Consider the following 12,252-nt stretch of genomic DNA (forward strand, 5'->3'; position numbering starts at 1 on the left):
AGGGGTGGGCATGGACGCCGGCCGAAAGCGTGAAGCCGAGCTCACCGCTTTGGTGGACATCGCTCTCGAGCTGGCGTCGGCCCGCGATCCGGGGCGGGTGCTGAACACGATCGTGCACCGCGCCCGCACCTTGATCGGCACCGACGTCGCCTATCTCACCCTGTACGACGCGGAGCAGGGTGACACCTACATGCGGGCCACCGACGGCTCGGTCTCGGCGGCGTTCCAGCAGCTCCGGCTGCCGCTGGGCGCGGGCCTCGGCGGTCTGGTCGCCAAGACCCACAAGCCCTACTGGACCACCGACTACCCGAGCGACCACCGGTTCCGGCACACCAGTCCGATCGACAACGCGGTCGGCGAGGAAGGCCTGGTGGCGATCCTCGGTACGCCGCTGATCGTGGACGGCGCGTTCGTGGGGGTGCTGTTCGCCTCGAACCGCACCGCGCGGCCGTTCAGCCCGACCGAGGTGTCGCTGCTCGGCTCGTTGGCCGCGTTGGCGGCGGTGACCATCGTGCAGGTCCGGGCGGCGGCCGAGACCGCGGCGGCCTTGGAGCAGCTGTCGGAGGCTCATGCCGGCGTCGAGCACGCGGCGGCCGCGCACGACCGCTTCGCCGAGATCGTCCTGTCCGGCGGGGACGTCGACGCGATCGCCGCGGCGCTGGCCGAGCTGCTGGGGGTCTGGGTCCTGCTGTTCGATGCACTGGGCAACGAGCTTGCCGCGGCCGGTGAGGTCGACCGCGACCTGGCGGGCAAGGCGGCTGCGGCGTCGGACTCGGGGCGGCTGGTCCGCGCCGGAGACTGCTGGATGGTCGCCGCCACGGCGAAGGGTGAGCGGCTCGGTGCGCTGGTGATCGGGGGAGTGACCGAGCTGTCCGCTGCCGACCAGCGGATCGTGGAGCGGGCTGCCGTCGTCACCGCCTTGGTGCTGCTGTTCCGTCGCCAGGCCGCCGAACAGTCGCAGCGGGCCCAGGCCGACATCCTGTCCGACGCCCTGAGCGGCAACGCCGATCCGCGCGCACTGGCTGACCGGATCCGGCTGCTCGACTCCACCCGTCGCCTGCCGGCGCAGCTGGTCGTGGTGGTGTGCAGGGGCGACCACACCGGCGTACTGGCTCGGCTGTCGGCTCCGCTGCAGGAGCGCCTCGTTCTGGTCGGCCCGTACGCCGGTGACCTCGTGATGCTCCTCGCCCTGCCGGACCCTGTCGCTGCCGCTCGCGCACTGAACGAAGTGGCGCGCCGGTGCGGTCTGGCGATCGGAGTCACCGGCCCGGCGCGCTGGGGCGAGCCGCTGGTCGAAGCACATCAGCAGGCGACCCGGCTGGTGACGACGATGCTCCGGCTCGGCAGATCGGGTCAGGCAGTCGCACCGGACGACCTCGGAGTCGCCGGACTGGTCGGTGCTCCGGAAGTGGACGTCAAGGCGCACGTCGCGCACGTACTCGGGCCCGTCACCGACTACGACTCCCAGCGAGGCACCGACCTGGTTGGCACCCTCGACGCCTACTTCGCCGCCGGGCAGAGCCCGACCCGAGCCGCCACCGCCCTGCACATCCACCCCAACACCGTGCAACAGCGCCTCGACCGGGTCTCCGCCCTGCTCGGCCCCGGCTGGCAGCACCCCGACAAGGCCCTCGACATCCAGGTCGCCCTCCGGCTGCTCCGTGCCCTGCACGACCCACTGACCTGACGCCGAGCCCGCCGCGAGTGATGTGGTGAGGTGTCCGCATGACGATTGATCGGCGAGTGGTCGTGCTGGTGGTTCCGGCGGCCGGCACCTGGGCACCGCCTGGCCGGGAACCCGACGCCTGGCGACTGGCGCTGGCCGAGGACACCTACGAGGTCCTGGCCGCGCTGGACGTCGTGGAGGTCGCCGTCGCGGTGGCCGGTGGAGACGATGACGCCGTCGCCGAGGTCGCCGCACTCACCTGGCCCGGGACACCGGTGTACGCCGTGGACGCCGAGCGGCCGGTACTCGACGCGGTCGCCAAGGCCGGAGCGGCTGCGGCGGTGGTGGCCGTCAGTCACGACGTACCGGATCTGCCTGGGCTGCTGATCGGCAAGCTGTTCAGGGCGCTGTCGTCGGCGGACATCGCGGTGACGCCGGCGGAGGACGGCACGCTCGCCGCGATCGGAGTCCGGCTGCCCGTCGCGCCCTGGGTCGCCGAAGCCGAGCCGACCTTCGACACGCCACTCACCACGCTCGAGGACCTCAAGCCCCGCCGCCACGCCGTCGCCCTGGGGCCCGGCTGGCACCGGCTCCGCTCGAACGCCGACCTGGCCCGGCTCGATCCCGGCCTCGAAGGCTGGGACGCCACCCGCGCGCTGCTGCGCGGAAGATAATTCACTTTTCCGGAACCTGACCCATCACCTTCTTGCCGCTGGCTCGTTTGTCCAGGCAGCGGGGACATGGGGGTGTCCGCCAGGGCTGTTCGCCGCGACTGGCCAGTCCGTCGGTGCCGTTCAGGGGCGGTGTGACCGACGGTGGTCAGGGAAGGGGGGAGCGACGGACCCCGGACAGACGTGTGCGGGCCGGATCACAGGGACCGGCCCGCACACCCGCCGTCAGCCGAGTCGCCGGACCAGTGCGGCGACCGTCGCGTCCAGATCCGCCGGCAGCGCGTCGACGCCGAACCACGCCAGGTCGTGCGACTCCTCGCTCACCACGTAGTCCGTGCCCGCGGTCGCCGTCACCAGGAACTGCACGTCCAGGTGGTAGGCGTCCTTGCAGCCGCCGGCCTCGAGCAAGTGCCGGGACAGCTGCAGCGGCTCGGGATCGATCTTCAGCTCCGCCAGGCCTGACTCCTCGGTCGCCTCCCGGAGCGCGGCACCGGCGAGCGTGGTGTCACCCGGCTCGCAGTGTCCGCCGAGCTGCAGCCAGGTGCCGACCAGCCGGTGCAGAGTGAGCAGCACCCGCTCCCGGCCCGCGTCGACGACCAGCGCCGAGGCGGTGATGTGCTCCGGCCGGCTGCTGCGCCACATGCCGTCCGGGTGGTCGGCGAGGTGGCGCAGGTAGTGCTCCCGGAGCGCGGCCTGTTCCGCGTCCGGGGGAGTCCAGCCCGTCAGTACGGCGGTGGCGTCGGCGTGCAGCGTCACTTCTCCCCGTCGCCGTCCGTGCCCGCGTCCTTGCCCGTGTCTTTGCCGTCGGCATCCTTCGGCGCGTCGCCGTCGGTCTGGTCCAGGAAGTCCGAGATGTCCAGGTCGGACATCTCGCCGGAGTGCCGGGCGAAGCCGATCGGGTCGTCCAGGTCCGCCGTACCGGGCAGGAGGTCCGGGTGCGACCAGAGCTCGTCCCGGCCGTCAGCACCCCGCGCGTCGCGGACGGCGGCCCACAGGTTCGCCGCGTCGCGCAGCCGGCGCGGCCGCAGCTGCAGACCGACCAGCGTCGCGAAGGTCTGCTCGGCCGGACCACCCGCCGCGCGCCGGCGACGTACGGTCTCGGCCAGCTGGACGGCCGCGGGCATTCGGTCCTTGGTGGCTTCCCGGACCACGTCGTCGACCCAGCCCTCGACCAGCGCGAGCGCGGTCTCCAGCCGGACCAGCGCGGCCTTCTGCTGCTCGGAGTCCTCCGGCTCGAACAGCCCACCGGCCAGCGCGGACTGCAGGGCCTCCGGGTTCTGCATGTCGACCTCGGACATCGCGGACTCGATCTTGCCGGTGTCCACCTGGATGCCGGCCGCGTAGTCGGCGACGTGCGAGAACAGGTGCTGCCGCAGCCACGGCGCACCGGCGAACAGCCGCTGGTGGGCGCACTCGCGCAGGGCCAGGTAGAGCCGGACGTCCTCGTCGGTCACCCCGAGACCCTCGGCGAACTTGGCCACGTTGTCCGGCAGCAGAACGGCCTGCCCGGTCGGGCCGAGCGGCAGACCGATGTCGGACGAGCTGACGACCTCACCGGCCAGCTCACCCAGCGCCTGGCCCACCTGCGCGCCGAAGACGGAGCCGCCGAGCTGGCGGAGCATGCCCGCCATCGGACCGGCCAGCTGCTGCGCCTCGGGCGGCAACGCCGTCCCCATCGCGCCGGCGACGTGCTCGGCCACCGGGTCGACCACGGTCTGCCAGGTGGGCAGGGTGTTCTCCACCCACTCCGCACGGCTCCAGGCCGCGGACGTGGTGGACGCCTCGGGCAGCGTGGTCGCCTGGTCCAGCCAGTGCTCGGCCAGCCGGACGGCGTCGGCCACGCGGTCGTTGTCGGTCGGCGTGACCGAGCGGTCGCCGTTCGCGGCGACGGTCTTGCGGGCGATGTCCTTGGCCAGGTCCCAGTTCACCGGCTTGCCGTCGGTCGAGCCGCTGAGCAGCTGCTGGACCTGGGCGAAGATCGCGTTCAGGTCAGGGGTGCCGCCCTGGCCGGCCGCACCGGAGAACTGCTGGAACATGGCCTCGAACGGAGTTCCCTTGAACGGGTTGTCCGGTTCGTCGCTCATCGGGTTGGCCTTCCTGTGCAGACGGGGCGTACAACTCCAACGTACCGGTGGCGGGCTACCGTTCCTCCACAGGCGAACGGTTTGGGCCGTCCGCGGGGCGCGGATGCTGGAATACTGTGCGCACATCCCGGAGGCGAGGAAGGTCATGAGCGACGCGATCAGGCTGCTGGACATCCGCGAGACGGCGCTGTCCAGCGACGAGGTGCTGGCCGCGGTCGCCGACCCGTCGGCCGGCGGTACGGCGCTGTTCATCGGCACGGTGCGCAACCACGACGACGCGCGCCCGGTCGATCAGCTGACCTACGAAGCCCACCCGGAGGCGCTGGCCCACCTGCGCAAGGTGGCCGAGCGGGTCTGCGAGGGCGCGGACGTCACCGCGCTCGCGGCGGTGCACCGGACCGGTCCGCTGGAGATCGGGGACGCCGCCGTGATCGTCGCCGTGGCCGCCGCGCACCGCGACGCCGCCTTCGTGGCCTGCCGCCGGCTGATCGACGACCTCAAGGCCGAGGTTCCGATTTGGAAACACCAGCACTTCACCGATGGTGCGAGCGAGTGGGTCGGCGCCTGCTGACCCGTACGCTGGGGCGTATGACTGCGAAGGTGACCGGATGAGGGTCCTGGCCTGGCTGGCCTTCCCCCTGGCCGCGACCGTCCTGGCGATGGGCTGGGCGGCCTGGCGCGGCCGGACGCGCGGCCCCCGGCGTACCGGTGCGGCCTTCGCCTCGGTCGAGGACTTCCGCCGCTTCACCGACGCCCTCGCCGCGCCCGGCCCGCGGTCCACGCCCGCCGCGCGCACGGGGCTGCGCGGTCTGGTCCACAAGTTCAGGATGATCAAGGTCAAAACCGTGGGGCAGGGTTCGTGACACGTCGTACCGCCACGCTGGTCACCGCGATCATCGTGCTCGTCTTCTCGCTCGGACTGGTCACCGTGTTCCCGGTGCCGTTCGTCTCGTTCAGCCCGGGCCCGGTGAAGGACACCCTCGGCAGCGCGAACGGCAAGCCCGTGATCGGCATCACCGGCCACGAGACCTTCCCGACCTCCGGCCAGCTGGACCTGACCACGGTCTCGGTCACCTCGCCGGACCGCGACCTGACCCTGCCGCAGGCGATGCGCAACTGGCTCGACCCGCACCACGACCTGTTCCCGCGCGACGTCATCTACCCGCCCGAGCAGAGCGCGGACGAGGTCGAGCAGCAGAACACCGCCGAGATGACCGGCTCGCAGGACAGCGCGATCGCCGCCGCCCTGCAGGCCGCCAAGGTGCCGTACCACCCGAAGGTCGCCTCGGTGGCCAAGGACAGCCCCGCCGACGGCAAGCTCAAGCCGGGTGACGTGGTGCTGAAGGTCGACGGCGTCGTCGCGGCCCAGGTGCCGCAGGTCGGCGAGCTGGTCCGCAAGAACAAGGTCGGCGAGAACGTCAGCTTCCTGATCCGCCGCGGCGGCGCCGAGCAGACCGTCGTGGTCAAGGCCGCGGCCACTCCGGGCGAGCCGGCCCGGCCGATGGTCGGCATCACGATCGGCGTCGACTCGCCGGTCAAGGTGAGCGTCAACCTCGGCCAGGACATCGGCGGCCCGAGCGCCGGAACGGCGTTCGCGCTGGCGATCTACGACAAGCTCACGCCGGGCCCGCTGCTCGGCGGCAAGCACGTGGCCGGGACCGGCACGATCGACGCGCTCGGCCAGGTCGGCGCGATCGGCGGCATCCAGCAGAAGATCGCCGGCGCCAAGGACGACGGCGCCACGGTCTTCCTGGTCCCCGCCCCCAACTGCGAGGCCGCTCTGCACGCCGGCGTGGACGGCATCCAGTTGGTGAAGATCAGCACCCTGAACGACGCGATCGGCGCCCTGAAGGCCCTGGCCGCCGGAACTGGAGACGTCCCCGCATGCACGCGATAGACAACCTGCCCGCCGACGCGCTCAGCCGGGCGGTGGTGGAGATCGAGAAGCACGTCAGCAGCGCGGGCTGGGATCAGCCCGCGCAGCTGTTCGCGCTGGTCCCGACCGAGGAGCTGCTGGCCGCCGAGCCGCAGCTGGCGGCCGAGCTCGGCGCCGACGACGCGGCCCAGCCGCTGACGCCGGTGGCCCAGGGCGAGCTGCCCGGTGGCGCCGACGACAGCAACCTGGCCGACGTACTGGGGCAGATCGAGTGGCCCGAGGGCGTGTCCGGCTGTGCGCTGGCGCTCGAGCGCATCGTGCTGCCGCCCTCGGTCGAGTCGGGCCTGTCCGACGCGGAATCGGACGCCGAGCTGGCCCGGATGGCGGGCAGTGACCCGCGCCGTCACGAGGTGCGGATGGTCGCGGCCGTGCTCCGGGACGGAGGCCGCTTCGGCGCCGTCCGCTTGCGCTCCCACGACGAGGACAGTGCCGTGCTGACCGGTGCCGACTTGGTCCCCACGCTGTGCGAAGTACTGTCATTGACATTCGAGCCCTCGACCGGTGCCCCACCGGCCGAGGGTGATCGAGCCGACGGCTTGGACAGCGACGGTCCGATCGACGGAACCTCGGCCGGCCACGTCCGGGGTGTCCGCCAAAGTACGGACGAGGAGAAGCAAGCATGAGCGACGGCGTCTACGACCTGCCGGAGGAGCCGCGCCGAGCGCGGCGAGCCCCCGGTCAACGCCCCAAGGCGTTGCTGCCCACGATCGCCACGCTGATCGTCCTGCTGATCTTGTTCAGTGTCTTCACCGACGTCTGGACCTCACGGCTGTGGTACCGCTCGGTCGACCTGGGCTCGGTCTTCAGCACCGTGCTCGGCACCCGGGTGATGCTGTTCGTGGTGGTCGGCCTGCTGATGGCCGCGGCCGTGGTGGCGAACGTGATCGTCGCCTACCGGACCAGGCCGCGGGTCGCGCTCGCCCCGTCGCCGAGCCCCGGCTTCGAGCGGTACGGCGAACTGCTGCAGTCGCGCGGCAAGATCGCCGTCGGCGTGCTCGGCACGCTGATGCTGATCTTCGGCGGCTCCGCGGCGTCGGGGGAGTGGAAGGTCTTCCTGGCCTGGCGCAACCGCACGCCGTTCGGGGTGACCGACAAGCACTTCAACAAGGACATCGCGTTTTTCGTGTTCGACTACCCGTGGCTGCGGGTGCTGCTCGGCTTCGGCTACTCGATCGTCCTGCTCTCGCTGGTCGCCGCGATCATCACCCACTACCTGTACGGCGGCTTCCGGCCGTCGGCGAAGGGGCAGAAGGCCTCCGGCGCCGCGCAGGTGCAGTTCTCGGTGCTGCTCGGTCTGCTGGTCCTGCTCAAGGCGTTCAGCTACTGGCTCGACCGGTACGGGCTGACCACGTCCGACAGCCGGCTGTTCACCGGTATCTCCTACACCGGTGACAACGCGGTGCTGCCGAGCAAGGAGATCCTGGCCGTCATCGCGGTGCTGTGTGCCGGATTGTTCTTCGCGAACGTGGTCCGCCGGACCTGGCTGCTGCCGGGCGTCGGGACCGTCGTGCTGATTCTGTCCGCCGTACTGCTCGGTGCGCTGTGGCCGGCCGCGCTGCAGCAGCTCCGGGTCCGGCCGAGCGAGCCGGTCCGCGAGGCGGCGTACATCACCAAGAACATCGAAGCCACCCGGCAGGCGTACGGCCTGGAGAACGCCAAGGTCGACAACTACGCGGCCAAGACGACCAACGCCACGCCGGAGGAGCTGCGCAACGACGCCGACGTGCTCCCGGGCATCCGGCTGATCGACCCGAGCGTGGTCGGGCCGACGTTCGAGCAGCTGCAGCAGGTCCGTGGTTTCTACTCGTTCCCGACCGACCTGGACGTCGACCGGTACAAGATCGGCAACGAGGTCCGCGACACCGTGATCGCGGTCCGCGAGGTGCAGGTCGACCGGTTGCCGGCCGGCCAGCGCAACTGGAACAACGACCACACCGTCTACACCCACGGCTACGGCGTCGTCGCCGCGAACGGCAACCAGCGCGCCGCCGACGGTACGCCGGTGTTCTCCTCCAAGGACCTGCCGCCGACCGGTGACCTCGGCGAGTACGAGCCGCGCATCTACTTCGGTGAGCAGTCCCCGGACTACTCGATCGTCGGCGCGCCCAAGGGTGCTCCCGCGGTCGAGCTGGACACGCCGGAGGGCAAGAACGGCGGCGACCCGACGCTGAACACCTACGAGGGCAAGGGCGGCGTCGAGATCGGGTCGTTCTTCAACCAGTTGCTCTACGCCACCAAGTTCCGCGACGCGAACCTGCTGCTGTCCCAGCGGGTCAACTCGGAGTCGAAGATCCTGTACGACCGCAACCCGCGCGAGCGGGTCGAGAAGGCCGCGCCGTGGCTGACGCCGGACGGCGACCCGTACCCGGCCGTCGTCGACGGCCAGGTGGTCTGGATCGTCGACGGTTACACCACCTCGGCGAACTACCCGTACTCGCAGAAGGTCGCGCTCGACGACAGCACCCGCGACACGACCACCGGGCGCGGCGCGATCGCGACGCAGCCGAGCGAGGAGATCAACTACATCCGCAACTCGGTCAAGGCGGTCGTGAACGCCTACGACGGCTCGGTCGAGCTGTACGCCTGGGACGAGAAGGACCCGGTGCTGAAGACCTGGATGAAGGCGTTCCCGGGCACGGTGAAGGCGCGCTCGGAGATCTCGCCGGCGCTGATGTCGCACCTGCGCTACCCCGAGGACATCTTCAAGGTCCAGCGCGACCTGCTGGCCAAGTACCACGTCACCGACGCCGGCACCTGGTACCAGAACAGCGACCTGTGGCGCGTCCCGGCCGACCCGACCGCGTCGGGCACGGCCGACTCGCCGGCGCAGAACCAGCCGCCGTTCTACCTGTCGCTGCGGATGCCCGGGCAGGACTCGCCGAAGTTCTCGCTCACCTCGGTGTACGTGCCGAACGCGGAACGGGAGAACCTGACCGCCTTCATGGCCGTCGACGCGGAGGCGTCGTCACCGGACTACGGGCAGTTCAGGATCCTGCGACTCCCCGGCAACGTGCAGATCCCGGGTCCTGGGCAGGTGTACAACAAGTTCCAGACCGACGACGGGATCAGACAGGCGCTGCTGCCGATCAACCAGCCGAGCAGCGGCGCGCGGGCCCAGTTCGGCAACCTGCTGACGCTGCCGCTGGGTGGCGGTCTGCTCTACGTCCAGCCGGTGTACTCGGTGCGGACTTCTGGTCCGGGTAGCTATCCGGTCCTGCGGTACGTGCTGGTGTCCTTCGGTGACCGGGTCGCCTTCGGATCGACGTTGTCGGAAGCGCTGACGAAGGTGTTCAACACCTCCGTGAACACTCCGGACGATCCGAATCCGGATCCGGACCCGAACCAGCCGAAGCCGCCGCCGGCGAACCAAACGATCAAGCAGGCGCTGGCGGACGCGAACAAGGCGTTCACCGACGCCGAGGCGGCGCTGCGCCGTGGCGACCTGAACGGGTATCAGGTCAACGTCAAGAAGGCGCAGGCAGCGGTGGCGCGAGCGGTCGCGGCCGGGGCTCAGTTGCCGGCCCCGACCCCGACGCCGACACCCACTCCGACACCGACAAGCCCACCGACCTCACCCACCGGCTGAGCCTGGCGAACGGCGGTCTTCCCTTCTGGGGAGGCCGCCGTTTCGCTTTCTCCACAGGCTTTGAAGTGGTGCTCTGTGGGCGGGACTTTCGCGGCACCTTCTCTGGCAACAGACCTTTGGAGGCGCCCCATGTTCCGTATCGTTCTGATCACCCTGCTGGCCGGCCTGTTCGCGCTCCCCGCACAGGCCAGAGAGGCGTGCACCTTGGACGGCTTCACCATCAACCACCTGCCGGAAGGACTCGGCACCCCGAGCGACTTCGAGTACGAGTGGGAGGACGTCACCTTCCACAGCCGGGTCTGGGAGACCACAGCCGACGACGCCACGACGGTCGACCTCACCCTGAAGACCCTCCGCGGCGACCGTATCGCCGACGTGGAGTCCCTGCGCGACTTCCTCACCGAGTACCACGAGAAGGACCCCGCGACCTGGGACCTCACCCCGACCCGGCTCGGCAGTTACGGCGGCTACGTCACCGACGGTCAGGCCTTCTACTTCGTCTCGCCAGGCGTCGCCGCCGAACTCACCATCGACCGCTCCCGCTATCCCCAGGAAGCCCTACTGGCCACCGCGGAGGGTTTCCATCCCGCCTAGTAGCCGATTAGCCGGTGCAGCCGCTGGAACGTCGGCACGAACCCCAACCGCGGCCAGGTCCGTGACGACAGCAGATTCGTCACCCGCCAGTCCGTCACCACCGAGTCGTAGCCGGCGTCCGCACACCACTTCAGCACGGTCTCACCCAGCACCCGCCCGGCCCCATGCCCCCGATCCTCCGGAAACACCGCCGCGAACCCGAGGAACCCGGCGTTGTCCGGCCGAGCCACGCCCTGATGCGTACTCGACTTCTCCAGTGAGCACCCGATCGCCGACCCGACCACCCGACCGTTGACCTCGGCAACAAACGTTGCGAACTCCGGATCGTCGACCGACTCCTCCCAGTCCGCCACCGCTTCCTCGAGCGAAGGGACCTCACCCGCCGAGAACACCGGCGCCAACCCCTGATGCCGGGGCAGCACCAGATCCAGCTCGGCCAGCACCTGGACGTCCCGCCGCTCGGCCCGCCGTACGGTCACACCGGCCGGCACCCTCACCTCTGCTTCGAACGGGCCGCGCAGCGCATGCGCGTGCTGAGCCCCGAACCCCAACCGAAAGAAGGCGTCGATCAGCCCCGCGTCGTCCGGCACCACCACGTACTGAGCCGTCCTGCTCTCGTCCACCCATCGAGCAGCAGCCAATCCGTACAGGTCGCGCACCACTTCAGCATCCCGAGCCGCCACCCCCGCCGCCTCGACCCAGACGTTCGGCCCCCACAGCTTGCCCTTGGGTGCCCCCAGCAAATACCCGACAACCTCCCCGTCCCGCACAGCCACCGCCCCCGAGGCACCTTCCGCCTCCCACGCCTCGGCCACCGCCACCCGCGCGAGCTCCACGTCCTCGAAGTCGCCCCGCAACAACGGGTGCCTCCGCCGATGCGCCACGTGACGCTCCACCAGCAACCGAGCAGCCCCGTCCAGATCACCCGCGCCGAACGCCCGAACCCCCACCTCACCCATGGCTCGCACCGTACTCCCGACCCCTCCCATCACACACCCGATTTCCCTCCCCACCCCCGATTTGGTTCTACCCCCATCCATCCCCTAAACTAAAGACACAACGACGCGGGGTGGAGCAGCTCGGTAGCTCGCTGGGCTCATAACCCAGAGGTCGCAGGTTCAAATCCTGCCCCCGCTACGGAAGAAGGCCCGGACCACTAGGTCCGGGCCTTCGCTTTGCTCTGGGGGAGCCAGCTCGCCATGAAGCTCGAGCACATCCAGGTCCTGCACCGCACCGGCCAGTGGTGCCCCGGCGTGCGGACCACTGCCAACGTCGTGGCCTACGACGTACCGATCCTTCCCCAGTGGCAGGCGCCCGGCCGCCCCACCACGGATCGTTGCTTCGTCCTCCCCGACGAGGGCGTCCAGCTCACCAAACCCAACACCTTCACCGGCGCCTATGAAGGCGGCTGGTACATCGACCTGGTGGACGTCGAAGAACCGACCCCGAGCAGTGTGGTCATCCACGACCGCGACGTGGACATCCTGATTCCGCCGTCATCCCTTCGCTACGACATCCTGGACCTCGACGAGTTCGCCGTGGCCCTGGAGTCGGGCACGCTTGACCTGCCGACCGCGGCCCGAGTCCTCCGCGACACCCAGCGCTTCATCGACCGGCATCTACGCATCCCGGGCCAAGCACCGGTGACCGGTTGGCCCGACTTCCCGCCGGCGTCCATTCAGCCGTTGATCGAGCTCCCACCCTTCGCCGCATAG

General features: G+C 70.3%; 12 protein-coding genes and 1 tRNA gene. 10 read left to right on the top strand and 3 right to left on the bottom strand.

Annotated features, from left to right (window positions below):
* The first annotated feature begins 10 nt into the window (after window positions 1–10).
* Together BWI15_RS18230 and BWI15_RS18235 are read left to right on the top strand one after the other, a co-directional pair.
* Window positions 11–1,687 carry a helix-turn-helix domain-containing protein gene (locus tag BWI15_RS18230; protein ID WP_083750849.1) on the top strand — a complete coding sequence of 559 codons (1,677 nt, stop codon included), beginning with the start codon at window positions 11–13 and terminating at the stop codon, window positions 1,685–1,687.
* A 38-nt stretch (window positions 1,688–1,725) separates the two neighbouring features.
* A complete protein-coding gene (locus tag BWI15_RS18235) occupies window positions 1,726–2,340 on the top strand; it encodes a DUF2064 domain-containing protein (protein WP_202817675.1) in 615 nt (204 codons plus the stop codon).
* Between the two features lie 222 nt (window positions 2,341–2,562).
* On the opposite strand, the gene BWI15_RS18240 is transcribed toward BWI15_RS18235, so the two are convergent.
* Together BWI15_RS18240 and BWI15_RS18245 are read right to left on the bottom strand one after the other, a co-directional pair.
* Window positions 2,563–3,093, bottom strand: a complete 531-nt coding sequence (locus tag BWI15_RS18240; protein WP_077015580.1) for an NUDIX hydrolase — start codon at window positions 3,091–3,093, stop codon at window positions 2,563–2,565.
* Window positions 3,090–4,421 (bottom strand): zinc-dependent metalloprotease, encoded by a 1,332-nt coding sequence (locus BWI15_RS18245; protein WP_237771340.1) that lies wholly within the window; start codon window positions 4,419–4,421, stop codon window positions 3,090–3,092. The genes BWI15_RS18240 and BWI15_RS18245 overlap by 4 nt, the downstream gene beginning before the upstream one ends.
* Before the next feature lie 145 nt (window positions 4,422–4,566).
* Here BWI15_RS18245 and BWI15_RS18250 point away from each other — a divergent pair, with 145 nt between their 5' ends.
* The 6 genes from BWI15_RS18250 to BWI15_RS18275 all read left to right on the top strand — a co-directional run bounded on the left by BWI15_RS18250 (window position 4,567) and on the right by BWI15_RS18275 (window position 10,537).
* Complete coding sequence (locus tag BWI15_RS18250; protein WP_077015581.1) at window positions 4,567–4,992, top strand: molybdenum cofactor biosynthesis protein MoaE; 426 nt, start codon at window positions 4,567–4,569, stop codon at window positions 4,990–4,992.
* 37 nt (window positions 4,993–5,029) lie between these two features.
* Window positions 5,030–5,284: a hypothetical protein gene (locus tag BWI15_RS18255; protein WP_077015582.1), complete on the top strand. Its 255-nt coding sequence runs from the start codon at window positions 5,030–5,032 to the stop codon at window positions 5,282–5,284.
* Window positions 5,281–6,318 (top strand): YlbL family protein, encoded by a 1,038-nt coding sequence (locus BWI15_RS18260; protein ID WP_077015583.1) that lies wholly within the window; start codon window positions 5,281–5,283, stop codon window positions 6,316–6,318. The genes BWI15_RS18255 and BWI15_RS18260 overlap by 4 nt, the downstream gene beginning before the upstream one ends.
* Window positions 6,306–6,980 carry a PPA1309 family protein gene (locus tag BWI15_RS18265; protein ID WP_077015584.1) on the top strand — a complete coding sequence of 225 codons (675 nt, stop codon included), beginning with the start codon at window positions 6,306–6,308 and terminating at the stop codon, window positions 6,978–6,980. The genes BWI15_RS18260 and BWI15_RS18265 overlap by 13 nt, the downstream gene beginning before the upstream one ends.
* Window positions 6,977–9,943 (top strand): UPF0182 family membrane protein, encoded by a 2,967-nt coding sequence (locus BWI15_RS18270; RefSeq protein WP_077015585.1) that lies wholly within the window; start codon window positions 6,977–6,979, stop codon window positions 9,941–9,943. The genes BWI15_RS18265 and BWI15_RS18270 overlap by 4 nt, the downstream gene beginning before the upstream one ends.
* Before the next feature lie 129 nt (window positions 9,944–10,072).
* On the top strand, window positions 10,073–10,537 hold the full coding sequence (locus BWI15_RS18275; RefSeq protein ID WP_077015586.1) for a hypothetical protein: 465 nt from the start codon (window positions 10,073–10,075) through the stop codon (window positions 10,535–10,537).
* Here BWI15_RS18275 and BWI15_RS18280 read toward each other — a convergent pair.
* Entirely contained in the window at window positions 10,534–11,496 is a 963-nt protein-coding gene (locus BWI15_RS18280) for a GNAT family N-acetyltransferase (RefSeq protein ID WP_168197335.1), read from the bottom strand. The two genes, BWI15_RS18275 and BWI15_RS18280, sit on opposite strands and share 4 nt — an antisense overlap.
* Window positions 11,497–11,600: 104 nt before the next feature.
* Between BWI15_RS18280 and BWI15_RS18285 the strand changes: the two genes are divergently transcribed.
* Together BWI15_RS18285 and BWI15_RS18290 are read left to right on the top strand one after the other, a co-directional pair.
* Window positions 11,601–11,674: transfer RNA gene (locus BWI15_RS18285), tRNA-Met, on the top strand.
* Window positions 11,675–11,736: 62 nt separating this feature from the next.
* Window positions 11,737–12,252, top strand: a complete 516-nt coding sequence (locus BWI15_RS18290) for a DUF402 domain-containing protein (protein WP_077015587.1) — start codon at window positions 11,737–11,739, stop codon at window positions 12,250–12,252.

This window comes from Kribbella sp. ALI-6-A, assembly GCF_001984195.1.
Classification (GTDB): Bacteria; Actinomycetota; Actinomycetes; order Propionibacteriales; family Kribbellaceae; genus Kribbella.

Coding starts and splice junctions, on each gene's coding strand:
- BWI15_RS18230 (WP_083750849.1), top strand. CDS start 11: ATGGACGCCGGCCGAAAGCGTGAAGCCGAGCTCACCGCTTTGGTGGAC.
- BWI15_RS18235 (WP_202817675.1), top strand. CDS start 1,726: ATGACGATTGATCGGCGAGTGGTCGTGCTGGTGGTTCCGGCGGCCGGC.
- BWI15_RS18245 (WP_237771340.1), bottom strand. CDS start 4,421: ATGAGCGACGAACCGGACAACCCGTTCAAGGGAACTCCGTTCGAGGCC.
- BWI15_RS18250 (WP_077015581.1), top strand. CDS start 4,567: ATGAGCGACGCGATCAGGCTGCTGGACATCCGCGAGACGGCGCTGTCC.
- BWI15_RS18255 (WP_077015582.1), top strand. CDS start 5,030: ATGAGGGTCCTGGCCTGGCTGGCCTTCCCCCTGGCCGCGACCGTCCTG.
- BWI15_RS18265 (WP_077015584.1), top strand. CDS start 6,306: ATGCACGCGATAGACAACCTGCCCGCCGACGCGCTCAGCCGGGCGGTG.
- BWI15_RS18270 (WP_077015585.1), top strand. CDS start 6,977: ATGAGCGACGGCGTCTACGACCTGCCGGAGGAGCCGCGCCGAGCGCGG.
- BWI15_RS18275 (WP_077015586.1), top strand. CDS start 10,073: ATGTTCCGTATCGTTCTGATCACCCTGCTGGCCGGCCTGTTCGCGCTC.
- BWI15_RS18280 (WP_168197335.1), bottom strand. CDS start 11,496: ATGGGTGAGGTGGGGGTTCGGGCGTTCGGCGCGGGTGATCTGGACGGG.
- BWI15_RS18290 (WP_077015587.1), top strand. CDS start 11,737: ATGAAGCTCGAGCACATCCAGGTCCTGCACCGCACCGGCCAGTGGTGC.